Origin of the sequence: Gordonibacter faecis (genome assembly GCF_030077735.1) — a bacterium.
Classification (GTDB): Bacteria; Actinomycetota; Coriobacteriia; order Coriobacteriales; family Eggerthellaceae; genus Gordonibacter; species Gordonibacter faecis.
The window spans coordinates 1-24,464 of the sequence record NZ_JASJEU010000015.1 but is presented as its reverse complement, the minus strand read 5'-3'; the positions used below and the strand labels follow the sequence as shown (position 1 = coordinate 24,464).

The 24,464-nt window shown below is 62.7% G+C and carries 22 protein-coding genes, 2 tRNA genes, 1 other RNA gene and 1 riboswitch; of the genes, 17 read left to right on the top strand and 8 right to left on the bottom strand.

Annotation, left to right across the window (positions count from 1 at the left end; translation table 11 throughout):
• Positions 1-138 precede the first annotated feature (138 nt).
• From ftsZ to QNJ86_RS08545, 11 genes are all read left to right on the top strand, one after another.
• Complete coding sequence (gene ftsZ, locus QNJ86_RS08595; protein ID WP_283832200.1) at positions 139-1,278, top strand: cell division protein FtsZ; 1,140 nt, start codon at positions 139-141, stop codon at positions 1,276-1,278.
• Positions 1,279-1,290: 12 nt separating this feature from the next.
• A complete protein-coding gene (locus QNJ86_RS08590) occupies positions 1,291-2,151 on the top strand; it encodes a purine nucleoside phosphorylase YfiH/LACC1 family protein (RefSeq protein WP_283832199.1) in 861 nt (286 codons plus the stop codon).
• Positions 2,152-2,157: 6 nt separating this feature from the next.
• A complete protein-coding gene (locus QNJ86_RS08585) occupies positions 2,158-2,850 on the top strand; it encodes a YggS family pyridoxal phosphate-dependent enzyme (RefSeq protein ID WP_283832198.1) in 693 nt (230 codons plus the stop codon).
• Positions 2,851-2,944: 94 nt separating this feature from the next.
• On the top strand, positions 2,945-3,850 hold the full coding sequence (locus tag QNJ86_RS08580) for a cell division protein SepF (protein WP_283832197.1): 906 nt from the start codon (positions 2,945-2,947) through the stop codon (positions 3,848-3,850).
• Between the two features lie 60 nt (positions 3,851-3,910).
• Positions 3,911-4,171: a YggT family protein gene (locus QNJ86_RS08575; RefSeq protein ID WP_283832196.1), complete on the top strand. Its 261-nt coding sequence runs from the start codon at positions 3,911-3,913 to the stop codon at positions 4,169-4,171.
• 45 nt (positions 4,172-4,216) lie between these two features.
• Positions 4,217-5,029, top strand: coding sequence for a DivIVA domain-containing protein (locus tag QNJ86_RS08570; RefSeq protein WP_283832195.1), 813 nt, complete (start codon positions 4,217-4,219; stop codon positions 5,027-5,029).
• Positions 5,030-5,280: 251 nt separating this feature from the next.
• The gene (locus QNJ86_RS08565) at positions 5,281-6,051 is read left to right on the top strand and encodes a MerR family transcriptional regulator (protein ID WP_283832194.1); all 771 of its coding nucleotides are present in this window, start codon (positions 5,281-5,283) and stop codon (positions 6,049-6,051) included.
• A 150-nt stretch (positions 6,052-6,201) separates the two neighbouring features.
• Positions 6,202-7,203, top strand: a complete 1,002-nt coding sequence (nirJ2, locus tag QNJ86_RS08560; protein ID WP_283832193.1) for a putative heme d1 biosynthesis radical SAM protein NirJ2 — start codon at positions 6,202-6,204, stop codon at positions 7,201-7,203.
• Positions 7,204-7,454: 251 nt separating this feature from the next.
• Positions 7,455-8,462 carry an ABC transporter substrate-binding protein gene (locus QNJ86_RS08555; protein ID WP_283832192.1) on the top strand — a complete coding sequence of 336 codons (1,008 nt, stop codon included), beginning with the start codon at positions 7,455-7,457 and terminating at the stop codon, positions 8,460-8,462.
• 18 nt (positions 8,463-8,480) lie between these two features.
• Positions 8,481-9,488 carry a FecCD family ABC transporter permease gene (locus QNJ86_RS08550; protein WP_283832191.1) on the top strand — a complete coding sequence of 336 codons (1,008 nt, stop codon included), beginning with the start codon at positions 8,481-8,483 and terminating at the stop codon, positions 9,486-9,488.
• Between the two features lie 358 nt (positions 9,489-9,846).
• Complete coding sequence (locus tag QNJ86_RS08545) at positions 9,847-10,608, top strand: ABC transporter ATP-binding protein (protein WP_283832237.1); 762 nt, start codon at positions 9,847-9,849, stop codon at positions 10,606-10,608.
• Between the two features lie 165 nt (positions 10,609-10,773).
• Here QNJ86_RS08545 and QNJ86_RS08540 read toward each other — a convergent pair whose 3' ends face one another.
• The 3 genes from QNJ86_RS08540 to rnpB all read right to left on the bottom strand — a co-directional run bounded on the left by QNJ86_RS08540 (position 10,774) and on the right by rnpB (position 12,792).
• Positions 10,774-11,454: a DUF2461 domain-containing protein gene (locus tag QNJ86_RS08540; protein ID WP_283832190.1), complete on the bottom strand. Its 681-nt coding sequence runs from the start codon at positions 11,452-11,454 to the stop codon at positions 10,774-10,776.
• Positions 11,447-12,328 carry an RNA polymerase sigma factor gene (locus tag QNJ86_RS08535; RefSeq protein WP_283832189.1) on the bottom strand — a complete coding sequence of 294 codons (882 nt, stop codon included), beginning with the start codon at positions 12,326-12,328 and terminating at the stop codon, positions 11,447-11,449. The genes QNJ86_RS08540 and QNJ86_RS08535 overlap by 8 nt, the downstream gene beginning before the upstream one ends.
• Positions 12,329-12,432: 104 nt before the next feature.
• Positions 12,433-12,792: RNase P RNA component class A (gene rnpB, locus QNJ86_RS08530), an RNA gene on the bottom strand.
• Between the two features lie 125 nt (positions 12,793-12,917).
• On the opposite strand from rnpB, the gene QNJ86_RS08525 reads away from it, so the two are divergent.
• From QNJ86_RS08525 to QNJ86_RS08500, 6 genes are all read left to right on the top strand, one after another.
• Positions 12,918-13,547 (top strand): thiamine diphosphokinase, encoded by a 630-nt coding sequence (locus QNJ86_RS08525; RefSeq protein WP_283832188.1) that lies wholly within the window; start codon positions 12,918-12,920, stop codon positions 13,545-13,547.
• A 297-nt stretch (positions 13,548-13,844) separates the two neighbouring features.
• Positions 13,845-13,969: riboswitch (TPP riboswitch) on the top strand.
• Positions 13,958-15,289: a phosphomethylpyrimidine synthase ThiC gene (thiC, locus tag QNJ86_RS08520; RefSeq protein WP_283832187.1), complete on the top strand. Its 1,332-nt coding sequence runs from the start codon at positions 13,958-13,960 to the stop codon at positions 15,287-15,289. (Overlaps the previous riboswitch by 12 nt.)
• Before the next feature lie 3 nt (positions 15,290-15,292).
• Entirely contained in the window at positions 15,293-16,132 is an 840-nt protein-coding gene (gene thiM / locus QNJ86_RS08515) for a hydroxyethylthiazole kinase (protein WP_283832186.1), read from the top strand.
• A 20-nt stretch (positions 16,133-16,152) separates the two neighbouring features.
• Positions 16,153-16,803, top strand: coding sequence for a thiamine phosphate synthase (thiE, locus tag QNJ86_RS08510; RefSeq protein ID WP_283832185.1), 651 nt, complete (start codon positions 16,153-16,155; stop codon positions 16,801-16,803).
• Positions 16,804-16,821: 18 nt separating this feature from the next.
• Entirely contained in the window at positions 16,822-17,610 is a 789-nt protein-coding gene (gene thiD, locus QNJ86_RS08505) for a bifunctional hydroxymethylpyrimidine kinase/phosphomethylpyrimidine kinase (protein ID WP_283832184.1), read from the top strand.
• A gap of 129 nt (positions 17,611-17,739) precedes the next feature.
• Positions 17,740-19,398: a sensor domain-containing diguanylate cyclase gene (locus QNJ86_RS08500; protein ID WP_283832183.1), complete on the top strand. Its 1,659-nt coding sequence runs from the start codon at positions 17,740-17,742 to the stop codon at positions 19,396-19,398.
• 41 nt (positions 19,399-19,439) lie between these two features.
• Here QNJ86_RS08500 and QNJ86_RS08495 read toward each other — a convergent pair whose 3' ends face one another.
• The 5 genes from QNJ86_RS08495 to QNJ86_RS08475 all read right to left on the bottom strand — a co-directional run bounded on the left by QNJ86_RS08495 (position 19,440) and on the right by QNJ86_RS08475 (position 23,964).
• Positions 19,440-21,089 carry an amidohydrolase gene (locus QNJ86_RS08495; RefSeq protein ID WP_283832182.1) on the bottom strand — a complete coding sequence of 550 codons (1,650 nt, stop codon included), beginning with the start codon at positions 21,087-21,089 and terminating at the stop codon, positions 19,440-19,442.
• 115 nt (positions 21,090-21,204) lie between these two features.
• Positions 21,205-21,281 (bottom strand) — tRNA-Glu (locus QNJ86_RS08490).
• A 33-nt stretch (positions 21,282-21,314) separates the two neighbouring features.
• Positions 21,315-21,388: transfer RNA gene (locus QNJ86_RS08485), tRNA-Gln, on the bottom strand.
• A gap of 185 nt (positions 21,389-21,573) precedes the next feature.
• Entirely contained in the window at positions 21,574-22,338 is a 765-nt protein-coding gene (locus tag QNJ86_RS08480) for a CDGSH iron-sulfur domain-containing protein (protein ID WP_283832181.1), read from the bottom strand.
• A gap of 213 nt (positions 22,339-22,551) precedes the next feature.
• Complete coding sequence (locus QNJ86_RS08475; protein ID WP_283832180.1) at positions 22,552-23,964, bottom strand: CCA tRNA nucleotidyltransferase; 1,413 nt, start codon at positions 23,962-23,964, stop codon at positions 22,552-22,554.
• Positions 23,965-24,464: the final 500 nt, after the last annotated feature.

Genomic DNA, 24,464 nt, shown 5'->3' with positions numbered 1-24,464 from the left:
TCCGCTATATCTGTGGACGTGCGGTTTTCATTACCTCGGTGTAATTTGCAAATGGTTGAGCATCGTGTACAATAACCCCACGTGAACTGTACCCAACGGGAATCGCAGACTCAAAACGCAGCAGGTGTGGAGGATACAATGCCAAACAAAATGGGTTCCGATCATTTGGCGGTCATTAAGGTCGTCGGTGTCGGAGGCGGCGGCACGAATGCCGTGAACCGCATGGTCGAGGCGGGGGTGCGTGGCGTCGAGTTTATCGCCGTGAACACCGACCGACAGGCCTTGCTCATGTCGGATGCCGACAAGACGATTCACATCGGCGAGGAGTTGACACGCGGCCTGGGTGCCGGTGCGAATCCTGAGGTGGGTTGCCAGGCGGCGGAAGAAAGCCGCGCGGAAATTCGCGAGGCGCTTGCCGAAGCGGACATGGTGTTCGTTACGGCTGGCGAAGGCGGCGGCACGGGTACGGGCGCCGCTCCTATTATTGCTGAAATTGCGCGCGAAGAAATTGGCGCGCTGACGGTGGGCGTGGTTACCAAGCCGTTCTCGTTTGAGGGCCGTACGCGCCGGAACCAGGCCGAGCAGGGTGTCGATCTGCTGTCGCAAAAAGTTGACACGCTCATTGTTATCCCGAACGACCGCTTGCTGGAAATTGTTGACAAGAAAACGAGCATGCTGGACGCGTTCCGCATCGCCGACGACACGCTGCGCCAGGGCATCCAGGGCGTGACCGACCTCATCACCATTCCGGGCCTCATCAACCTTGACTTCGCGGACATCCGCACCGTCATGAAGGATGCTGGCACGGCCATGATGGGCATCGGCATTGCGCAGGGCGAAAACCGTGCGCTCGACGCCGCTCAGCAGGCCACGAACTCGAACTTGCTGGAGACCTCCATCGCGGGTGCTTCGCGCGTGCTGTTCTCCATTGCCGGTGGGCCTGACTTGACGCTTACCGAAGTGGATGCCGCGGCTCGCACCGTTGAGGCCTGCGCCGACGAGAACGCCAACATCATCTACGGCCAGATTGTCGATGAGGGCATGGGTGACCAGGTGCGCATCACGGTTATTGCCACGGGTTTTAAGTCCAACGGCCAGCAGCAGTCCTCCATGGACTTCTCGCGCAGCAACCTGTTTGCATCCACCACGCCGGAGCCGTCGATGCCGGTGTCCACGCCGCAGCCTTCTGCGCCGCCGGTGTCGTTCTCCACGTCGTCGAACAGCGGTCGCTTTGCGGATGAGGATTACATTCCCGACTTCCTGAAGCGCCAGCGCTAAGGGTTCGCCCGCATGCTCGCGAACATCGTGGAGCTTCCAAAACCACATCTCGACGCGCGCCTGTTTGGCGCGCGTCGCATATCCGCGCTCACCGACGAGTCGCTGTTTGAGCGCACGGGCCTGCGCATTGCCTTCACGGCGCGTGGGGGCGGGGTGAGTGAAGCGCCGTACGACAGCTTGAATTTGGGATCGCACGTGGACGACGACCTGTCTGCGGTGGAGGTGAACCGCGCGCTTTTGCTGGAAGCGCTGGGCGCGGCAGACGCGCCGCTCCTTGTTCCCAGCCAGGTGCACGGTGACGAAGCCGTGGAAGTGACCTCGGCCGATGCGGCTGCAGTGGAAGAGGCGCGCCGCCACGCTGCGGCTGGCGCTGATATTCTGGTAGTGGGCGCGCCTGAGGTGGTGGCGCTTCTGTGCTTTGCCGACTGTGTCCCGGTGATTGTGGCTGCGCCCTCGGGGCGCTTCGCCGTTGCGCACGCGGGGTGGCGCGGCGCGGTGGCGGGCGTGGCGGGCAAGGCCGCGCGGCTCGTTGCGGCGCGCGAGGCGGCCGAGACAGGTGTTGATGAGCGCACGGCAGCTTCCACGCTGAATGCCTACCTGGGACCCCACATTCGTGCGTGCTGCTTTGAAACGGGTGCTGATGTGCGCGAACAGTTCGTGCAGCGCTTCGGCGCAGAAGTGGCACCCGATGCGCATCACGTTGACCTGGCGCGCGCCATCACGCGCGACCTTGAGCAGGCGGGTGTGCAACCAAGCCGCATTGCCGATGCGGGGGTGTGCACGGTCTGCCATTCTGATGAGTACTTCTCCTACCGCGCGTCTGGGGGCCGGTGCGGCCGCCACGGCGCGTTTGCGGTATTGCAGAAAGGGTGATTGTTCGTGGGCGTTGAAGAACGCTATAAGAAGGTAGCCGCGGAGGTGGCGGAGGTGTGTCGAGCCGCCGGCCGTGACCCACGCGAGGTGCGCGTTGTCGCCGTCTCCAAGACGGTGGGGCCGGAAGCAGTGGGTGAGGCCCTGGTAGCGGGCGCGCACGACTTCGGCGAAAATCGCCCCGAGGGCCTCGTGCAGAAAGCGGCAGTGTATCCGCAGGCCACGTGGCACTTTATTGGAAATATTCAGTCGCGGCGCATCCCGGATATCGTGGGGTCAGCCGCGCTCATTCATTCGCTTTTCGAAGAGCGGCACGCGCGCAAAATTGACGAAGCGGCCCGCGCCGCAGGCAAGATACAAGACGTGCTTCTTGAGGTGAATGTATCGGGCGAGGCCAGCAAAAGCGGTCGCACGCCCGCTGACGTGCGCGAACTTCTGGAGGTGTGCACCGCGCTTCCCAACGTGCGCGTGCGCGGCCTCATGACCATGGCACCCCGTGGAGACGCGGCCACCGCGCGCGAAACCTTCGAAGGGCTGGCCCGTTTGCGCGATGAACTGCGCGCTGGCCTGGACGCCGAGCAGGCGGCGGCGTTCGATGGGCTTTCTATGGGTATGAGCGAAGACTGGCGCGAGGCCGTGGCCGCGGGCGCTACCATAGTGCGCATCGGAAGAGCGGTGTTTGACGACGCCTTTGAAAAGTGAAGTCGCAGGCGCGGGGACGTGGCCTGTATAACAGCAGCAGGATGAAACGCAGCGGCGGTTCGACCGTCGGAATCAAACGAAGCAGGTGGTGAACATGGAGCTGCCCAGAATCAAGAAATCGGAGCATGGGGGAATGCTCGACGGCATTAAGTCGAAACTCGGCTTTGCCGAGGCCGATCACGGCCAGGATGAGTATTACGACGATTACGCCGACGACTACGGCACCTATGACGACGAGTATGGCGAATACGGCCCGGACTACGACGATGCAGCTCCGGCCTCGCGCTACGATCCGTACGCGCCCGTGACCACGCGTCCCGCGCGTGGTGGGCGTTCCTCACGTACAGGCGCGTCGGACTCCGAGTTCCCCAAGCTGGTGTCCATCGACGACGTGCGTGCCCACACGCAGGTGCCCGACAGCTTGAATCGTGATCCGCTGCCGCCGCGCCGCGTGAGCAGCGCTTCTGCAACGGCTGGTGGCTACCGCGGCGAGCGCACGGTGGTGAATGCCACCGCACCCGCGCCGTCTTCGCCGGCCCACACGGCGGCTCAGCGTGAGAGGTCTGAGGGGCTGAACTCGCTCTTCGAGCCCAGCACGTCCGCAGCGTCTGTCGGAGCGGGTGCCCATGCGGCCACCACGTCGTCAACTGCCAGTACAACGTCCTCGGCAGTGACCGGCGCGTTTGACCCGTACGAAGCCTACGCTGGCTCCGGTTCGGCGGCCCATGGTCCCTCGCGTTCGCTCACGGTTATCAAGCCGGCCGCGTATGGCGAGGTTGAGCGCGTGGCCAAGGTGCTCAAGGCGGGGGATGCTGTGGTGCTTGCGTTGCGCAACACGCCTGATTCGCTGGCCAAGCGCATCCTGGACTTCTCGTTTGGCGTGTCGAGCGCGCTCGATGCCCGTGTGGAATGCGTTGCCGACAAGGTGTTCGCCATCACGCGCGGCGATGCTTTGACCGAGGCCGAACGAAGTGCCCTGCGCAACCAAGGTGTGCTGTAGCGCTGGAGCATGTTTGCATTGTAAGTTTGACCTGCCTTTACGTTCTAAGGAGCAAGGCCTGTGCTAAGCCTGAAGTACCTCATCGTGTCACTTGCCGATGCGTACAGCATGGTGCTGTTCGTGTATGTCATCATGTCGTGGCTGCCCACCGACCGCGGCATCCTTGCCGATATCTACCGCATTTTGGGCAAAGTGTGCGATCCGTACCTCAACCTTTTTAAGAAGCTCATACCACCTCTTGGAGGTATGGTGGATGTAACCCCTATCATTGCCCTGCTTGTATTACAATTCGGGGTACGATTAGTGATAGGTTTGTTTTAACTGCGCCTGACCGCGTTCGCGCGCGGACGTAACGAAGGGATCGACATGGCAATCACCTCGGCTGAGATACACAACCAAAGTTTCTCGATAGACCGCAAGGGCTACGACGTCGACGAAGTGGACGTGTTCCTTGAGCACGTCGCCGACGAAATCGACGGGTTGAACAACCAGATCGAGACGCTGGAAAGTCAGCTTGACGACACCTCGTTCGCCGGGTTTGATACGCCGGCTCGCATCGACGATGCGCCGGTTCCGGCCGCGAAAGCGAGTGATGAGGAACTGGCGGCCAAAGACGCGCGCATCGCTGAGCTTGAGCGTGAACTGGCGGCGAAGAAGGCTGACGACAACGCCATCGCCCAGGCGCTCATCATCGCGCAGCGCTCCGCCGACGAGATTATCGCGAACGCCAACGCCACGGCGGCCAGCACCATCAAGGACGCCGAGGAAGAGGCCGAGCGCATTGTGGGCAAGGCTGAAACCGAGAAGCAGAAGGTGCTCGACGCCATCAAGAAGCTTGAGGACGACCGCGAGGATGCTCGCGAGGAATACCAGGAGCTGCTGACCGACTTCATCACCGACGCAACGCGCAAGCTGGCCGAGATCGGTGGCGACGTGCCCGCGCCCGCGCTGCCCGTGAGCGCACACGCCCGCGTCGCTGCTCCCGAGCAGGCAGCAACCGGCCGCGTTGTCACCTCCCCGGCGCAGGCTCCCATCAACAAAGAGGGCAGCTCTTACGCCACGCCGCAAACCAACGCCGTAACCGTGGCACCGGCCACCCCGACGCCCTCCCGCGTAGAGAAGGATCTCTCCGGCTTCGGTGACGCAGACGACGCGTTTGAGTTCGAAGAGATTGACTAGCTTCGCAGGTTGAATAACGGTACGAAAGCGCGTTCCTTTCCGGGACGCGCTTTTTTATTTCGTCCTTACCTCAGGGATTACTGTTAGGGGTTTTCCCGCTTTTTTGCTCCATTTCCCAGAAGCTCACAGATTGTCGTTGACGATGACGTAGCGTCATCGCATATGCTCGGTTTCGTCGGACGGGGGCGTCCGACGAAAGGACGAGGAAGCGGTCGCGCCGGCTGGACGCGGCATCGCACGAGGAGACTTGCATGACCGATCAACGATACCTGACCGTGGGCGAGCTTGCCCGCCGCGTCGGGGTGACGGTGCGCACGATCCAATACTACGACCAGCAGGGCCTGCTGTCGCCGTCGGCGAAGGGCCCTCAGAATCAGCGCCTGTACACCGACGACAACGTGAAGGATCTCTATCGCATCCTTACCTTGAAGTACCTGGGGCTTTCTCTCGCCCAAATCAAATCGGACGCAGCCCTCTTCGACGCGCCCGCCGCACTGCAGGAGTTGGCCGACGAGCAGATGGATGCCATCGAAGAGCAGTTCCAGCAGCTGTTTCGGCGCATGACCACCCTGCGCACCCTTCACGATGAGGCCGTTGAAGCGGGCGAAGGCCCGTCGGACTGGGAGGCGCTTGCCTCTGCCGTGGAGCGCTGCCAGGGCGAAAGCCAGTTCTTCTGGCGTCTCACCTGCATTCGCGAGGACGCGCCGAGCGAAGCCGCCGATGAGCGCGTGGCCCGCGGCGAGTCCGTGTCGAAGTGGCACGAGCTTATTGCCGACACCATTCGCCTCATGCCCGCGGGTGAGCCCCTCGACAGCCCCCGCAACCGTGACCTGGCCGAGCGCTACCTTGCGCTCGATGCATCGCAGGACGCAGCCACGGCCGAGCGGAACTTTATTCTCATGGAAAACATCGCGCCGCACGGCAACGACGATGGTTCATTCGACGAGTTGCGCCAAGCGGTGTTCAATTACCTGGAGGCCGTTGTGGCTGCGTATCGCGGCTGCCCTGACCCGGCCGACTAGCCTTATTCGGCGCTCGTTGGACGCGGTACCGCTCCCGTATCTCTCCTGGTACCGCGTCCGACCGGCGCATTCCTTTCAATCGTTTCACGTTTCCGAATGCCGCAGTCATGCGCGCCGTCTGTCGGTGCGCCCAGATGAAAGGAGTTGCCCATGCTCGTGTCGTGGATGACGACGAACCAATGCAACCTCAAATGTGTGCATTGCTATCAGGACGCCGAGGAAGCCAGCGACCGGGAGCTTTCGACCGCCGAGGGCAAGAAGATGATCGACGAGATTGCGCGTGCCGGCTTCAAGGTGATGATCTTCTCGGGCGGCGAGCCGCTCATGCGTCCGGACATCTATGAGCTGGTGGCGCATGCGGCCAGCAACGGCCTGCGTCCCGTGTTCGGCTCGAACGGCACGCTCATCACGCCCGAGGTGGCCGCGCGCCTGAAGGAGGCCGGGGCGTGCGCCATGGGTATCTCGGTGGACAGCCTTGTGCCCGAGAAGCACGATAAGTTCCGCGGCCTGGAGCACGCCTACGACCTCACGATGGCGGGCATCGAAGCATGCAAGCAGGCGGGCCTGCCGTTTCAGCTGCACACCACCGTGGTGGACTGGAACCGCGACGAAATTTGCGCCATCACCGACTTCGCCGTGGAGATAGGCGCCATCGCACACTACGTGTTCTTTTTGATTCCGGTGGGTCGCGGCAAGTTCATCCAGGAAACATCGCTTGAGGTGCTTGAGAATGAGAAGTTGCTCACCGACCTTATGACGAAGGCGGCAAGCGTGTCCATTGACGTAAAGCCCACCTGCGCGCCGCAGTTCACGCGCGTGGCGAAGCAACTGGGCGTGGAGACGCGCTTCTCGCGCGGGTGCCTCGCGGGGCTCACGTACTGCGTCATTGGCAGCGAGGGTATTGTGCGCCCCTGTGCCTACATGACCGAAGAGGCCGGCGACGTGCGCACACAACCCTTCGACGAGATATGGAACACGAGCCCGGTATTCGAGAAGCTGCGCACGCAAGCCTACTCCGGCTCCTGCGGCACCTGCGACTACAAGCAAGGCTGCGGCGGCTGCCGCGCCCGAGCCGCCTACTACCACGAAGGCGACATCCTCGCCCAAGACGACTACTGCGCCCACGGCAATGTTTTGGTTCCGTCGGCCTGACGGCCGCCGGAACAAGTCGACGCTGCGAAGCGCCGATGCACCCAGCCTTGCCGCTTTTTCGCTTACCCTCACGTGCGAAGCACGCTCGGCCGCGAAACGCAGCAATTCTGGGCACCTCGACGCTTCTCGCTGACTGATGTAGACCTGGTCTGACCCCCATGTTAAGGCGCGGCCGATGGCTTGCAGTTTCGTCGCTTGTATCCGCGCCAGCACGTCGTGCATGTAGGTTGATTCAACGAGAAAGGACTTCCATGACTCTTACCACCTTAAAGCGCCTGGTCGCTACCACCTTCGCGGCTGCTCTCGCCCTCACGCTCCTTGCGGGCTGCTCCACGACGCAGCCTGCGGCAGAAGCGGAGCCAGCTCCCGCCCCTGAGCAGCCTGCCTCCACGCCAGCTGCCGCCTCCGTCACTTTCACCGACGACACGGGCGCGGAAGTCACCGTGGACAACCCGCAGCGCGTGGTGGCCTGCATGGGCAGCTTCGCGAGCATTTGGGAACTTGCCGGTGGCACGCTCGTCGGCGCATCTGATGACGCATTTACGCTGTCCAACTACGACCTCACGTCCCCTAACGTGCAGAAGGTGGGCGATTTCACCAACCCTAACCTGGAAGCCATCATCGCCCTTGAGCCCGACTTCGTCATTATGACCAGCGGTTCCGGCGGCCGCGGCGGCGAATCGAGCCAGACCGACCTCAGGGCCGCGCTCGAGGCGTCCGACATTCCCGTGGCCGCCTTCCAGGTGACGACGTTCGATGACTACCTGCGCATGCTTAAGACCTGCACCGACATCACCGGTCGCGCCGACCTCTACGAGCAGAACGGCGAAGCCACACAGAAGCGCATCGACGACATTGTGGCGAAGGTTCCCGCGGGCGAGGCCCCCACGGCGCTCGTGCTCACCACCTACTCGGGTGGCACGCGCGTGCAGGCATCCTCCACGATGACCGGCGCGATGCTGGCCGACCTGGGTGTCAAGAACCTTGTTGACGACAACAAGAGCCTGCTCAAGGACTTCAGCCTAGAATCTCTCATCGAACTGAACCCCGACTTCATCTTCGTGGTGCCCATGGGCAACGACAACGCGGCTGCCATGAAAGCGCTTGAGGACCAGACCTCAGCGAACCCCGCCTGGTCCACACTGTCCGCCGTGCAGAACGGCACCTATGTGACGCTTGACCCGCACCTGTTCCAGTACAAGCCCAACGAGCGCTGGGACGAAAGCTACCAGGCGCTGTTCGACGCGCTCTACGCGTAGGCGAAAGTAGCGTCTGACGTGGCCGGATTCAACCGAGATAAAGCAGCGCCGGTCATCGCGGTTGTCTCCGTTTCCCTCCTAGTGATGGCAACGGCGGCGGCATTTCTCGTGGGCTCGTCGTCGGTGAGCCTGGGCGAACTGGTGGCGTGGGCCACGGGCGGTGACGTGGCGGCTTCGGCGAAGAGCATCCTGGTGAACGTGCGCCTGCCGCGCGTGCTTGCCGCGCTTCTGGCGGGCAGCGCGCTTGCGGTGGCGGGCGCCATCATCCAGGCGGTGCTTGACAACCCCATGGCCAGCCCCAACATCATCGGCATCAACTCGGGCGCGGGGCTGTTCGTGCTCATTGCGGCGAGCGTATTCCCCAGCGCGCTCTGGTTGCCGCCGCTCGCGGCGTTCGGAGGGGCGCTTGTGACGGCGCTCATCATCTTCGGCATTTCGCTTGGCGCTTCCACCTCGCGGCTCACCGTGGTGCTGGCGGGTATTGCCATCACCTCGGTGTTTGGCGCGGGGATGAACACTATCCTCATTGTGAACCCTGATGCCTACATCGGGTCGTCATCGTTTTTGGTGGGTGGCCTGGCGGGCGTGCTGCTCGACGACTTGTGGTGGCCAGCCCTCTACGTGGTGGGTGGCTTGGCGGTGGCGCTGCTTGTGGCGGGGAAGCTCAATATCATGGCGCTGGGCGACGAAACGGCCCACGCGCTTGGCATGAACGTGGGGGCGACGCGCCTGGCCATGCTTGGTTTGGCTGCCGTACTTGCGGGCGCGGCGGTGAGTTTTGCGGGGCTGCTTGGGTTCGTGGGGCTTATCATTCCGCACCTCGTGCGCTTCTTCGTCGGGCACGACAACCGCTGGGTGCTTCCGCTTTCGGCGGTGACGGGCGCGGCGTTTGTGGTGGTGTGCGATTTGCTGTCGCGCGTGCTGTTCGCGCCCTACGAGGTGCCCGTGGGCATCCTCATGTCCTTTCTCGGCGGCCCCTTCTTCATCTACCTCATCTTGAAGAACAGGAGGCGCGGCCTTGATTAGTGCGAGTTTTTTCCGGGTCCTCCGGGACGAGGGTCGGGGAGTCCGGCGCTCAGACAGTCCTGTTCGCGCGAAACTTGCAGCGGCCTTGAACAATGCGACTGCTCCCTGGGACGCGTCTGGGCGGCGGGAGTCTGCTGCTCAGACAGTCCTGCTCGCACGAACGTCCCACAGGGACGTTCGGCTCGTGCGGAACTCGCATCAGACCCCCGCCACCCAGATGCTACAGCCGGGATCAGAGGTCGCTGGACCTGTTGTTTCTGCTGGTGAGGCTCGTGCGGAACTCGCGGCGGATCCCCCGACCCCCGTCACTCCGGCATCAGAAGCACCGGTTGCTGAATGTGATTCCCCTGCAATTGAAGTGCGCGGCGTTTCGTTCTCGTATGGGGAAGAGCCGTTTATCGAGGGGCTTTCGGCTTCGTTTCCTCATGGGGCGGTGACTAGTGTGGTAGGGCCGAATGGGTGTGGGAAGTCTACGTTGGTGAAGTTGGTGGACGGGCTGCTGCGGCCGCGTGTGGGTGAGGTGTTCGTGGATGGGGTGCCCACGTTGTCGATGAAGGCGAAGGAGCGGGCGCGGCGGGTGGCTGTTTTGGCGCAGGCGTCGCGGCCGCCGGCGATGACGGTGGAGGCGCTCGTGGCGTGCGGGCGCTATCCGTATCAATCGCATCAGGGGCGACTCTCTCGGGAAGATCGCGAGCACGTGGAACACGCGCTTGAGCTGGCGGGTATCGCGCGGTTTCGCGACCATGAACTGCGTCGCCTCTCCGGCGGCGAGCGCCAGCGCGCGTTTATCGCGATGACGCTCGCGCAAGACACCGACCTCATCGTGCTTGACGAGCCCACCACCTACCTCGATATTCGCGCGTGCCACGAAACGATGGAACTCGTGCGCACCCTCAACCGCGACCATGGCAAGACTATCGTCATGGTCATCCACGACCTCGACCTGGCCCTGCGCTACTCCGACCGCCTGCTGGTAATGGAGCGGGGAAGAGCCACCTGCGCCGGCGCCGTGGACGAAGTGCTTGCCGCCCACGCCATCGAACACGCCTTCGGTGTGACTATCCAACCCCACGAAACCAAAGAGGGCCGCGCCTACACCCTCTTCCCCGCACAAGGGTAAAAGTGTGACGCGCTTCGCGCTATCTATTAAACCACAAGGCATCCTTCTCCCTATCACCATGACGGGGGCGCGTACTCGCAAGTCTTTTTCGCAAGAACGGCAACCCTCGTAGGGGCGCCCTCTCCGCCAAAGGCGGAGAACCCATCCTTGACCTGCGCTTTCGTGCTAGCGCGTCGGCATCTCGAAGCCTTTGAGGGCATCGTTTAGCCACTGGTTGAATGCTCGCATGGCGTGGAAGCTTTCCAGAAACGCTTGGCGGCATGCCGCGTCATCAGCCACTACGGCGTCGTCGAGGAAGTCCTCAACGGCCCAGCACTTGCACTTGAGGTACTCGGCGGCGGGGCTTTCTGCGTCGAAGCCAGCGGGCACACGCTTGAGCGGCGTGCCAACAAAGTGGAAGCGTTCCTTGAACGCGGGTGCTTCCACCATCCCCAAGAACCCTGCGGGATCGGAGGCAATCGCTTCGCGCACCATCCGCGTCGCGTCCTTGAAGTGCGGCGCGAACAGGCCGCCGCCGGCGAACGTGCCGCCGGGCGTCAGGCTGATGAAATACCCCACGGGCACGGGCGCGCGCCCGGCCGGCGAAATGTGCGCGCGGAATGTCGGGTTGTAGGGCGACTTGTCGTCGGAAAACCGCGTGTCGCGGTTGATGCGAAACACAAGGTCCTTTGCCTCAAGCGCGGCTAGTTCCGGCTTGTCAACGGCGAGTTCGGCCACGAGGCTGGCCACCAGCGCGACAAACGCCTCCTGCGCGTCCTTCTTCTGCTGCTCGTGGGCGTGCATCCAGTCGTAGGAGTTGTTCTCGTGTAACTCCGCCAGAAACTCCAACATGGTGGCGTTACCCACGGTGCACCCCCTTGCCTGCTTCGGCGCGCCCGTCCGCCACCGTGGCGAAACTCGCCGTGGCCATGCACGTTTCCAGCAGTTCCTTCGCGCGCGGGGTGGGGCGGTAGGTAGGCAGTTCGTCGAACAGGCACGAGTAGCCGTCCAACTCGTCCATGGCCTCGACAAACGCACCCGTGGCGCGCTCTTCCTCCGAAAGGCGGCTGTACTCCAAGTCGTGCGGGGCCAGCCGGTGCGTGGCAATGGCGAAGTCCACGCGCCGCGTGCACGAGCACGTTTCGGAGCCTCCGTGCTGGCAGTATGCGCGCAGGAATTCCGCCACGGTGCGCCGTGCGCGCGAGAGCCGCTGCCGGTAGGCCTCGGGCGTGATGCCGAGCGCGTCGGCCGCCGTGGCGCTGTCCACCTTGAACATCGTGCCCAGCACATACGCCATGCGGCTGTCCGCGTCGAGGCACTGCAGCATCACGTTCGTGCACGACAGCTTCAGCTCGCTCGCCAGCAGGTTGCGGTCGACGCCCTCGGAAAGGTCGGGCACGTTGCGTGCCCGCTCGTCAGTGATGTCGGCGCCGTACATTTCGAAGCTGAACGGCGCGTTCGCGAATCGGTGCGTGCGGCAGTCCTTCAGGTGGTTCACCGCAATGCGGTAGATCCAGGTAGAAAATGCGCTTTCCTTGCGGAAGGTGGACAGGTGCGTCATGATTTTGACGGCAATTTCCTGCGCGGCATCTTCCGCATCGGGGATGGTGCCCAGGAAGCGCAGCGCCAGGTTAAACACTAGTCCGTGCGTCGATGCCAACAGCTGCTCAAGCGCCTGCGTGTCGCCAGCCACCGCGCGATCGACGAGATCGAACGTAGGATCAGGGGTTTCAGGTTGCATGTTCATCACCTTTCGTCAAAGCGGGGAAACGCCCATCGTTTCCCATGCACAGAGTTAGACGCCGCAACTCGCGTCCTGTGACAGAAAAGTTTTCGGAGGTGGGAAGTGCGAGCGGGTCGATAAGCCGGGTTCTGTCGTTGGACGACCATTTATCTGAGGCGTCTGTCGCCAGACGCCTTAAGCACGCAACCCGAACGTACGGCGGGCCACCGTGTCGCGTTCCTATTTGCGCTTGCTCCGGATGGGGTTTTCCAAGCCGCGCCGTTGCCGACGCGCTGGTGCGCTCTTACCGCACCGTTTCAGCTTTTCTCCCGTTGTGGCGCGCCGAAGCGCGTGGTCACGGGGGAGTTTTCTTTTCTGTGGCACTTTCCGTCGGGTCGCCCCGCCCAGCCGTTAGCTGGCATCCTGCCCTGTGGAGCCCGGACTTTCCTCACACCGAAGTGCGCGATCGTCTGGCCCGCTCGCGTATGGTATTCTAGCACAGGTGGACCGGGGAGATAAGGTGAACCTACCTGCGCGCTTTTGGGGTGCGTGGGGCGCTCATTTCTGACCTGGGTGAACCGTGATGGTGGGTATAAGGAGAACAATAATGGCCACGTGTGCTTTGGTGGGGGCTTCTGACTTTAACGCTGAGGATTTCAAGGCGCGCTATGACGCGGGCTTGTTTGAGTTCGTGATTGCGGTTGACGCGGGGTTTGCTCACCTTGAGGCGCTGGGAATTGCGCCCGACATGGCGGTGGGCGACTTCGATTCGCTTGGCTATGTGCCGAAGTGTCGGCGCGTGTCGCGCCACCCCGTGAAGAAGGACAAAAGCGACATGGAGCTGGCGCTTGAGAAGGCCGTGGCCTGGGATTACGACGAACTTATCATTTATGGTGCGCTGGGAGGTCGGCTGGATCACACCATTGCGAACCTGCAATTGTTTGCCACGTTCTCCGAGCGCGAGCTGTATGTGACGGCGGTTGGCGACACCTTCGCTCTGCGCTTGCTCACGGGCCCTGACGTGCTGGAACTGCCCGACCTCGATGCAGGCACCGTGTCGGTGCTCGCCGCAAACGATCGCGTCCGCGGCGTCATCGAGCGCGGCCTGGAATACTCGCTCAACGACGAAGACCTCACCAACCGCACCTCCCGCGGCCTCTCCAACGAACTCACCGGCGAACCCGCAAGAATCGCCGTCGAAGAGGGCACACTCTACGTTTTTTATCCTTTGCCTTGATGCATTTCCTTCTCTGTCATCCTAATTGTGAAACACCGCAAAACGCGCCTCTTGTCATCCTGAGCGAGCGAAGCGAGTCGAAGGATCCCGTGCGGTGTCAACCGTGAGTCTTCCTGCTAGCGCCGCACGGGATCCTTCCCCTACGGGACTAGCTTTGCGTCGCGACTCCGGCGGCTTCGCCGCCTTCGCTCAGGGATGACACTCTCCACCAGAACCTACCTATCAACGTGAGTTTTCGCGCTTTGCGCGAAATGGGGGAGTGCGGCAAGCGGCGCTTCGCCTATACTGTGTTCGCACCTTTTCATACCGGGGAGCTTGCAGCCGCGTTGCGGCCGGGCAGGCTGAGAGGAAGCGCCGTCACGCTTCGACCCGAAGAACCTGACATGGGTAATGCCAACGAAGGGAGTTCTATGACGCATGTTAATGCGCCGCGTGACGGAACCGTCACGCAGATCGACGCTGCGCGGGCTGGTACGGTGACGCGCCAGATGGAAGCCGTGGCGCGCAAAGAGGGCCGCGACCCCGAATTCATCCGCGAGGGCGTGGCGGCCGGGCGCATTGCCATCCCCGCAAACATCCACCACACATCGCTTTCGCCCGAGGGCGTGGGCGGTGGCTTGCACACGAAAGTGAATGTTAACTTAGGGATCTCGGGCGACCTCGCCAACGAGGCCGAGGAATGGAAGAAGGTGGACGTGGCGCTTGAGCTGGGCGCCGAGGCCATCATGGACCTCTCCAACAGCGGCAAAACGGCCGCCTTCCGCCGCGCGCTCATCGAGAAGTCGCCAGCCATGATTGGCACCGTGCCTCTGTATGACGCCATAGGGTACTTGGAAAAGCCGCTCGTGGGCATCACGGCGGCGGACTTCCTCAATGTTGTGCGCGCACATGCCGAGGACGGCGTTGACTTCGTCACCATTCACGCCGGCATGAACCGCCGGGTCATCGAGTCGTTCCGCGAAACGGGCCGCCTTACTAATATAGTAAGCCGCGGCGGCTCGCTCATATTCGCGTGGATGGAAGCCACCGGCAACGAGAACCCCTTCTACGAGTTCTACGACGAGGTGCTGGCCATCCTGCACGAGCACGACTGCACCATTAGCCTCGGTGACGCGATGCGCCCCGGGAGCACCTACGATGCCACCGACGCAGGTCAGATAGCCGAACTCATCGAGATTGGGAAGCTCACGCGCCGCGCGTGGGACGCGGGCGTGCAGGTGATGGTGGAAGGCCCCGGCCACATGGCGCTCGACGAGATTGCTGCCAACATGAAGCTGGAGAAGCGGCTCTGTCACGACGCGCCCTTCTACGTGCTGGGGCCGCTCGTGACCGACATCGCGCCGGGGTATGACCACATCACGGCCGCCATTGGTGGCGCGGTGGCCGCCGCTGCGGGCGCGGACTTCCTCTGCTACGTCACACCGGCCGAACACCTGCGCCTGCCCGATGCGGCTGACGTGCGCGAAGGCCTTGTGGCCACCAAGATTGCTGCCCACGCCGCCGACATCGCGAAGGGCGTGCCCGGTGCGCGCGACCGCGACAACCGCATGAGCGATGCCCGCCGCCGCGTGGACTGGGAGGGCATGTTCGCCGAAGCGCTCGACCCGGTGCGCGCCCGCGCGTATTTCGAAAGCGCCCCGCCTTCGACGGACGGCACCTGCACCATGTGCGGCGAAATGTGCGCCATGCGCACGGTAAACCAGATTATGAACGGACTAACAATTGACCTGGGAAAGGAATAACCCATGCAACCCTTCGCTTTGAAAGCTGCTCTTGATACTGTCCGTGCTACGACGCCGCTGGTGCACAACATTACCAACTACGTGACGGTGAACGACTGCGCGAACGCGCTCTTGGCCATTGGCGCAAGTCCCATCATGAGCGACGAGCCGAACGACGTGCGCGACATCCAAACCATCTGCGGTGGCCTCGTGCTCAACATCGGTACGCTCAACCAGCACACCATTGAAGGCATGTTCGCAGCGGGCGAACGTGCGGCTGAACTGGGCCATCCCATTGTGCTCGATCCGGTGGGGGCGGGGGCTTCTACCCTGCGCACCACCACGGCGGGTGACTTACTTGACAAGTTCCCCATCGCCGTCATTCGCGGCAATATGTCCGAAGTGAAGGCGCTTGCCGGCGGCGCGGCGTCCACGCGCGGCGTCGATGTATGCCCGGACGACGCGGTCACCGAGGACAACCTGGCAGCCAGCGCGGCGTTCGCCCGCGACTTCGCGGCACAGACGGGTGCCGTGGTTGCCATCACGGGTGCCATCGACATTGTGGCTGATGCGAACCGCGCGTTCGCCATCCGCAACGGCAGTGCGCTCATGGGCCGCATCACGGGTGCGGGCTGCATGCTCACGTGCATCTGCGCTGCCTTCGCTGTGGCGAACCCCGACGCGCTGTTGGAATCCCAGGTGGCAGCCGTGGCGGCCATGGGTCTCGCCGGCCAGACGGCCCAGGGGCGCATGGGTGGCTTCGACGGCAACGGCTCCTTCCGCACCTATCTTCTCGACATCCTCTTCAACCTCACCGGTGATGCCCTGGAACAAGGTGCCAAGGTAGAAGAACTGGCACACTAACAAGCAGAAAGAAGACCCTCATGTACCCACGAGAATCCCTTCGGCGCGCGATGGCGCTCTATGCGGTGACCGACCGTGCGTGGCTCGACAGCCGCACGCTCGCGGAGTGCGTGGCCGAGGCGCTTGCGGGTGGCGTCACCTGTGTGCAGCTGCGCGAAAAAGGCGCGCCGTCGGCGGAAGTGGTACGCCAGGCACAAGCACTCCTGCCCCTTTGCCAGGCAGCAGACGTGCCGCTCATCGTTAACGACGACGTGGAAGCCGCGCTCGCGGCCGGCGCCGATGGCGTACATGTGGGTCAAAGCGACGCCGCCTGCACCGCCGCGCGCGCCAAGCTCGGCCCCGAAGCCATCGTGGGCGTGTCGGTGCAAACCGTCGACCAGGCGCTCGCCGCCCAGGCCGACGGCGCTAACTACCTGGGCGTCGGTGCCATATTCGGTACGGCCACGAAACCCGATGCCGCCGACGTCGGCGTCGAAGGTCTTGCCGCTATCCGCGCCGCGGTTGACATTCCGGTTGTTGCCATCGGCGGGCTCAATGCCGAAACGGTGCCTGCGCTTGCGGGCACCGGCACCGATGGCGTGGCCGTCGTATCGGCCCTCTTCGCCGCCGACGACATCCGTGCAAGCGCCCATACGCTGCGCACCCTCGTGCGCGACACCCTCAGCGTCTAGCCACCAAAGGAGGCCACCATGGAAGCAGTGCTCAGTATTGCCGGATCGGACTCAAGCGGCGGTGCCGGCATTCAGGCCGACATCAAAACCATCGCGGCGCACCGCCTGTTCGCCGAAACCGCGCTCACGGCGCTCACGGCGCAAAACACGCTCGGCGTGACCGGCGTGGTTGCCATAGACCCTGCGTTTGTCGCCGCGCAGATCGACGCCGTCTTCGAAGACATTCGCCCCGCTGCGGTCAAAATTGGCATGGTGTCCTCGGCCGCCATCATCGAAGCGATAGCCGAGCGCCTGCAAGCGCACAAAGCAGCCAACATCGTGGTCGACCCCGTCATGGTGGCCACAAGCGGCGCGCGCCTCATCGACGAAGACGCCGTGCGCGCCCTCACTCAGCACCTGCTTCCCCTTGCGGATGTCCTCACGCCGAACATGCCCGAAGCGGCGGTTCTTTGCGGCTTCCCGGCCAATGACGAGGCATCCCTCGAACGCGCCGCCCGCCAGCTGACCGCGGTAGGGAAGGGTGCGGTGCTCGTAAAAGGTGGCCACGCTGCCGAAAGCGCCGATGACGTGCTCGTCACCAGCGCAGACGCCCCTGCACTCTGGCTGCGCGCCCCGCGCATCGACACGCCGAACACGCACGGCACCGGCTGCACGCTTTCGTCCGCCATCGCCTGCGGCCTCGCCCAGGGCTTCACCACCGAGCAGGCCGTGCGTGCCGCCAAGGACTACGTCTACGGTGCCCTGGCCGCTGGTCTCAACCTTGGCCACGGAAGCGGCCCGCTTAACCATATGTGGGAGTACGAGTAGGCTTCGCCCCAGAGCGCCTTTCGCTATCCTCACTTATAAGTTCAATGCCTTTACGGCCCTGAACGCCCATGCTAAAGTTCGTCTGCTCTCTGAACGGTAGCAAAGCGTCGGTGGCTGGAAAGGCCTTTCGTGAAATCGATCCAAACCAAGTTCATACTGCTCATCTTCGGATGCGTGTTGCTTTCGGCGGCCGTAATCGGCGGCGCGGGCATCCTGAGTGCAGGGCGCGTGATCGACGAGGACTCCGGCCGCATCATGAACCTCACCTGCGACGATCGCGCGCAAGAAATTGATGCGCTTTTGCTGCGCATCGAGCAATCGGTCAATACGCTTGCCGAATACTCCGCCGGACAAATTACCGACCTCACGCGCTTCCACGACGATGCGAGCTACGTCGACACCGTCACCGACCAGATTCGCGCCGTCGCGCTCAACGCCGCCAACAACACCGAAGGCGCGCTCGCGGTGTACGTGCGTTTCAGTCCTGACCTGGCCCCTTCCACGGCAGGCCTCTTCTGGAGCCGCACCGATCGCAGCGGCTCTTTCACCGAACTCAAACCCACCGACATCTCACGCTACAGCGCGGAGGATGTGGAGCACGTGGGGTGGTACTACCAGCCCATCGAAAACGGCAAACCGCTCTGGATGATGCCCTACCAGAACAAAAACATCGGCGTGCAGATGATCTCCTACGTCATCCCGCTCTATCGCGACGGCGTGGCCATCGGCGTGGTGGGCATGGACATCGATTTCGAAGTCATCGAGCACATCGTGAAGGACATTCGCATTTACGACACGGGGTACGCGTTCCTTGTAGACGACGACGCACGCATCCTCAGCCACAAATCGGCACCGCACGGATCCCTCATGGCCGACCTGGAACAGGGCTTACAGCCAACGGCTGACCAGATGGTTGCTTCGGCTTCAGATAATGGGCTGCTTTCGTACACCTGGCGCGGCAATGACAAACGCATGGCGCTCTCGACGCTGCATAACGGAATGCGGCTGGGCATTACGGCTCCCGTGTCCGAAATTGACGCAGCCATGAATGCGCTCATCTTCCAGAATGTGATTTCGTTTGCGCTCATCGCCCTTCTCTCAATTGTGCTTACGGTGCTGGTCACACGCCGGATTATCCAGCCGCTGAAGGACCTCGATCGGGCGGCAAAACGCATCGCCGACGGCGACCTGTCCATCAAGCTTGAAAGCCGGACGAAAGACGAGGTGGGCACCCTCACGGAAAGCTTCCGGCAAACGGTGGAACATCTGCGGCGCTATCTGGAATACATCAACGGGCTAGCCTATCGCGACGGACTCACCGGCTTGAAGAACAAGATGGCCTACAACGACGCAGTTGAGCGGCTTAACGAAGAGATACGATCGGGGAAACCCGCGTTCGGTGTGGTGGTACTTGATATCAACGACCTCAAGGATGTCAACGACACCCACGGCCACGATTTCGGCGATATGCTCATCATTGATTCGGGAAAGATTATCTGTGACGTGTTTAAGCACAGCCCAGTCTATCGGGTCGGGGGAGACGAATTCGTGGTCATTCTCGAACAGCGCGATCTCACAAGCCGCTGCGAACTGCTGAACGATCTAGAACGAAAGATCGAGCAGGTCAATGCCGACGCGCAGCTGGCGAGCCCCGTGTCGCTCGCCCGTGGTCTTGCCGTGTACGACGAAACTATCGACTGCGATTTCAATGCGGTGTTCAAGCGCGCCGACGAGGCGATGTATCGCAACAAGGCCGCCATCAAGGCCTTCTCGGCCAGCGAGGAATAGCGCCGGGCGCGCCGCTGCTCGTCTGGCCGCCCGGTGTCGTCCTAGCGTTCGAATACGCAGCGGCCGCCCATGAATGTGGCGAGCACCTGCGTCTTTTGGATGTCCGCAACATCGCAGGTAAGCACGTTGCGGTCAAGTACGCACACGTCGGCGAGCATCCCCACCTCCAGCGTACCCAACTCGCGGCGCCGTCCTGCCGCTGCGGCACTGCCCTGTGTGTAGGCGCGCAACGCCTCGGCCATGCCCGTACGCTCGGCGGGAAGCCAGCCGCCCGCCGGCTCGTGCGACTTCGGGTCCTGCCTGGTCACGGCTGCGTATAGCACATCCATAGAGTTCACGTCCACCACGGGCGAGTCCGTGCCAAAGGCCAACACGGTTTGCCGGTCAAGCAGCGTGCGGAAGGGCCACATGTATGGCACGCGCTCAGGTCCCAAGTCGCGCTCGGGGCCGCCGGGGTCAAGCGTCATATGAGGCGGCTGCACCGCTGCCACCACCTGCAACTTCGCAAGCCGCTCCACATCGCCAGGCAGGAAGTTCTCCAGATGTTCCAAGCAGTTGCGCCGCCCCTCGGGCAGCGGCCCATAGGTTGCGCGCGCTTCCTCAAAGATATCAAGCGCCGCATGAATGGCCGCATCCCCAATCGTGTGAATGCGCACGGGATACCCCTTCGCGGCTGCAGCCAGCACCAACGTCCGCATGGTGTCGACATCCACCGTGGGCCGTCCGCAGTCTCCCGCCGAGCGCGCGTTCGCGTACGGCTCGCTCACCCAGGCTGTATGCTGACTCGACACGCCGTCGAAGAATTGCTTGAACCCCGGCGCTTGCAAATACGGCCCCGTGTACGTCTGCCGCATGGCTTCGAAGCGACTCATGTCAGCCAACAGGGTGGGGAAGACGTGCACGCGCGCCGTCAATTCACCACGCGCAAGCAGCGCCGCATGCACATCGTCGCGGATGAAGTCGAGCCCGGGGTGTGCCATAAGCGACAGGTCACATACGCTCGTCACGCCGTTGCGCGCTAACGTGGCGAAGAACCCGCGGTACGCGTCCATGATCTCCGCGTTGCTGAACGCTCCCATGATCTTCGGCATCAGCTCCATGGCCGCCGCCTCGCGCACAATGCCGGTCAACTCGCCATCTTCGAAACGGTCGTACGACCCGCCGGTCGGCGGCACGCTTTCAAGCGAAAGCCCCAGCTCGTGCAGCGCCACCGAGTTCAGCCACAGCGTGTGTGCGTCACCTGAATACAGCGCCACTGGGCGCGTGGGGAAGGCCTCGTCAAGTGAGCGCTTCGTTGGCATGGTCGGCGGCTCCCACCGATACTCGCGCCATCCCTGGGCGAGCAGCCAACCTTCCGGGCGCGTAGCAGCGAACGCCTTCATGCGCGTCACGCAGTCGGCCTCGCTCGTACCCATAAAGGTGGTCGCAAGGGGTGACGAGTACACGGCCGAATGAAAGAAGTGCAGGTGCGAATCGTGAAGCCCCGGCATCACGAGTGCATCGCCGAAGTCGCGCACTTCCGGTGCCGCCGCGCCGCTCGCCGCGTTCATCTGCCGCGCGAACGTCCGCACATCCTCGCGCGGCCCCACGGCCACAAGGTGCCCATCCGCGCAGGCAACGGCACCCGACCGCGTGGTGGGCTCGCACCCCGTGAACACGTGTTCGCTTTCGATGATGAGATCAACCTGCATGGGAAGCTCCTTTCCCGCGCCGGCCGCAGCCCGACGCCACACGCACGCATTCGTCGTGCCCGTTGGTGCAGAATAAACAAAAGGCCGGGGCATAAGCCCCGGCCTGCAAGTTTCGTGGTAGCTCCGACCGGATTCGAACCGGCGACCTCCGCCTTGAGAGGGCGGCGTCCTAAACCGCTAGACGACGGAGCCACGTTGTTGCGCTGTGCCAGTATACCTTAAAAATGGCTGGGGTGGAAGGAGTCGAACCCTCACATACGGCACCAGAAACCGCTGTCCTGCCATTAGACGACACCCCATCGGCTTACCGATGCGCGTCCTGCGATGTTTGTCGTAAGACGCGAGCGCGAGTGGATATATTACGGGGTGACGCTTCCTTCGTCAAGCCTTCTTGGCAACTTTTTTCGGAAACTTTGGCCTGTGGGGTCACCGACCGGGTGCTCGGCGTCCCCGGTTGCGTCGCCTCGCCGCCGCGGCCTGCGCTCTAGAACAGCCCATCAGAAAACGACACAGTCACATGCATGGCATCGCAAAACGGTTTGTTGCGCGACGAACCGCACCGGCAGAGCGCATAGCGGTTGCGCAGTTCATACACGCTGCCATCCGCGCCAATCAGCGGAATGCCGCCGCGCACGAACAACGGCCCGCTGGCACCCACCTCAGGGTCTTCCAACAGCGAGATCGACGGCTCCAGTTGCGGTTCATAGGAACCCCCTTCAGCCGCATCAAAGTGAACGAGCCGCCCGGCGGGGCAGTCCGACGACGCCTTGATCGCTTCGTCCTTCAACCGCGCATCACCCGAGCGCTCGGTGAGCGTCCATACGTCGCCGTCTTCGCGGTGGCAGAAGCGTGCATACGCGCAGCGGTTGTCGTCCATCAGGAATACGCCTGCCCCCGGATAAATATCGGCACGTTCCTCATAAGGGGCTTTGCTCGCCGTTTCGGCACCCTCAAACCCCACCGTCATATGCGAGCCGTCGCAAAACGGCGGCGTTTTCGTGCGCCCGCAGCGACAGAGCGCATAGGTTTGAGCCGGCGGAAAGGAGCGCCGCAGACGGTACTCGCGATGGCCGTCCACCGGCGTGATAATTTCCTGCAGCAGGGGAACGCCACCGGAGACCACGTAGGGGCCGTTTTTCGTGATAGTAATGCTCATGGATCGCGCCGCCCCCTCAAGGGCCTCGGCGCGGGTGTCTGTCTGAGTGTCGGGAGTTTGTTCGCTTTGCCGTTCTGCCATCATGGTTGCCATGGCGCCTCGCTTCCTCGCGTACCTGCACGTCTGCGCACTAGTCGGCCCAGTATAGAAGCAGGGAAGCACCGCACCGCACCGCCGCACGCTATCGTTGCGCGCAGGTGGGCCACCCGTAAAAGGTTCGCCACGTCCAGTGGCCGCGAGAAGCCACCACTATAAGGAAGGCGAAGAAGAAGGCGAAGGGGGAAGCGAAATCGAAGAGGCATAGCGTCAGCGAGACTCACCCTCAGCATCCGCACGCGCGCCAAGCCACTCCTTTACGAAGCCAAGCAGCGCGTCCTTTTCGTTCGGCACGCGCTCATCAATCACCGCGTCGAGCGCCGCGGCCAGCACCGCACCCACATCCGGCCCCTGCGCAACGCCGGCCGCCATCACCGCGCGCCCATCAAGGGCAAGCTTCTTCAACGTGAACGCCTCGTCGGCCGCCAGCAACTCATCAAGAATCACTTCCAACTCATCGGCCAGCGCCACGCGCCCCGCGCACTGCGGCGCCTGGGCTGCCGCATCCGCCCGCTTGAGCGCGCACAGAGCACGGAACAACTCCGTATCGCCCCCCAGTCGCGCGAGTGCCCGCTTCACCGCTTTGGGCGTGGGCTCTATCACATCGTCGTGGCGTTCAATGAGTACAAGCACCCGGTCGCGGAACGCAGGGGACAGCAGCAGCTTATTCATGGAGCAGCGTGCCAACTCTACGCTGATCTTTGCGTGACCGTAAAAGTGCCCCGTGCCTTCCGCATCCTGGAAAAACGCCGCCGGCTTGCCGGTGTCGTGGAAGAGCGCCGCCCAGCGCACCAGCCGCTCAGGCACTGCAGCCTGCACCGCATGCGCCGTGTGTTCAAGAACATCATATATATGGTAAGGCGTGTGTTGGTTGAACCCCTTCATGGCCACCAGCTCCGGCAGCACCGCAGAGATCACATCAACAGTGCGCATCAGCGCCTCGCCCGCGAATGCCCCCAAAAGGAAGCGATCCAACTCGTGAGTGATACGTTCGGCCGAAATGCGCGAAAGCTGGCATTTGTTCGCCATCATGCCCGCATAGGTGTCCGGGTCAAGCGAGAAGCCCAGCTGCGCGCAAAACCGGCACGCCCGCAAGATACGCAGCGCGTCCTCGGAGAAGCGCTTGGCGGGCTCACCCACGGCGCGTATGATTCCCGCGCGCATGTCCTCCACGCCACCATACGGGTCCAACAGCCCGCGGGTGGGGTGGTACGCAAGCGCATTGATAGTAAAGTCGCGCCGCGCAAGATCTTCCTCTATCGTGCGCACGAAGGTGACGGCCTCGGGGTGACGCGCATCACTATATATACCGTCGGTACGGTACGTGGTAATTTCCAGTGCCTCGCCCTCCACTATTACGGTGAGCGTGCCGTGTTTCACACCCGTCTCATGGGTCCGATAGCCCGCGTCTTCGAACACGCGCTGCACGTCAGTCCACGCCGCGTTGGTGGCAAGGTCCACATCGTCGCCCGGCCGCCCCAACAGCGCATCGCGCACAAACCCTCCCACGCACCACGCCTCATACCCTGCGCCCTCCAACAACTCAAGGGCACGCAGCGCATGTGCTGGCAGCGCAATAACAACGCCCTCGGCGTTCGCGGTAGCTATCGTCTGTTCACCCATGCGCAACTCCTCTCGCCTGAATCGCCCACTGCACCCACTCCTTATAAGGAAGACAAAAAGAGAAGTGAAAGCGGCCGACACTCTCTAGTATAAGGTACCCACTGCCCTCCAACGACAATTCAGTGCCCGTCGAGACCCGCTTGGCATCAGCTAGTCAGTCATCCGAAGGCTCAAGATACCTTTCTTCACGCCCATGCAAACGCAGCACACCACCCGCCACCTGCGGTTTCGCCACTATAACACCGCCCACGCCGCCCTTCTTCACCCAAATTTTGAAAAAAGTTAAAATTACCTCTTGTCAAACGTAGGGGTGCTCGGTATTATATTCGGGCTGCGTTTTCGAGGAGAGAACACAGCACCGTGACTCACTTGGTCAAGGGACGATGGTGGAAGCCATCAACCTCAAAAACTTTTTGAAAGAAATTGAAAAAAGTTCTTGACAAGAGGGAAACGGGAGAGTAAAGTATCTCCTTGCGCTGCTCGCCACGGCAAGCGGCGAA

Coding starts and splice junctions, on each gene's coding strand:
- ftsZ (WP_283832200.1), top strand. CDS start 139: ATGCCAAACAAAATGGGTTCCGATCATTTGGCGGTCATTAAGGTCGTC.
- QNJ86_RS08590 (WP_283832199.1), top strand. CDS start 1,291: ATGCTCGCGAACATCGTGGAGCTTCCAAAACCACATCTCGACGCGCGC.
- QNJ86_RS08580 (WP_283832197.1), top strand. CDS start 2,945: ATGGAGCTGCCCAGAATCAAGAAATCGGAGCATGGGGGAATGCTCGAC.
- QNJ86_RS08570 (WP_283832195.1), top strand. CDS start 4,217: ATGGCAATCACCTCGGCTGAGATACACAACCAAAGTTTCTCGATAGAC.
- QNJ86_RS08565 (WP_283832194.1), top strand. CDS start 5,281: ATGACCGATCAACGATACCTGACCGTGGGCGAGCTTGCCCGCCGCGTC.
- nirJ2 (WP_283832193.1), top strand. CDS start 6,202: ATGCTCGTGTCGTGGATGACGACGAACCAATGCAACCTCAAATGTGTG.
- QNJ86_RS08555 (WP_283832192.1), top strand. CDS start 7,455: ATGACTCTTACCACCTTAAAGCGCCTGGTCGCTACCACCTTCGCGGCT.
- QNJ86_RS08535 (WP_283832189.1), bottom strand. CDS start 12,328: ATGCAACCTGAAACCCCTGATCCTACGTTCGATCTCGTCGATCGCGCG.
- QNJ86_RS08525 (WP_283832188.1), top strand. CDS start 12,918: ATGGCCACGTGTGCTTTGGTGGGGGCTTCTGACTTTAACGCTGAGGAT.
- thiC (WP_283832187.1), top strand. CDS start 13,958: ATGACGCATGTTAATGCGCCGCGTGACGGAACCGTCACGCAGATCGAC.
- thiM (WP_283832186.1), top strand. CDS start 15,293: ATGCAACCCTTCGCTTTGAAAGCTGCTCTTGATACTGTCCGTGCTACG.
- thiE (WP_283832185.1), top strand. CDS start 16,153: ATGTACCCACGAGAATCCCTTCGGCGCGCGATGGCGCTCTATGCGGTG.
- thiD (WP_283832184.1), top strand. CDS start 16,822: ATGGAAGCAGTGCTCAGTATTGCCGGATCGGACTCAAGCGGCGGTGCC.
- QNJ86_RS08495 (WP_283832182.1), bottom strand. CDS start 21,089: ATGCAGGTTGATCTCATCATCGAAAGCGAACACGTGTTCACGGGGTGC.
- QNJ86_RS08480 (WP_283832181.1), bottom strand. CDS start 22,338: ATGGCAACCATGATGGCAGAACGGCAAAGCGAACAAACTCCCGACACT.
- QNJ86_RS08475 (WP_283832180.1), bottom strand. CDS start 23,964: ATGGGTGAACAGACGATAGCTACCGCGAACGCCGAGGGCGTTGTTATT.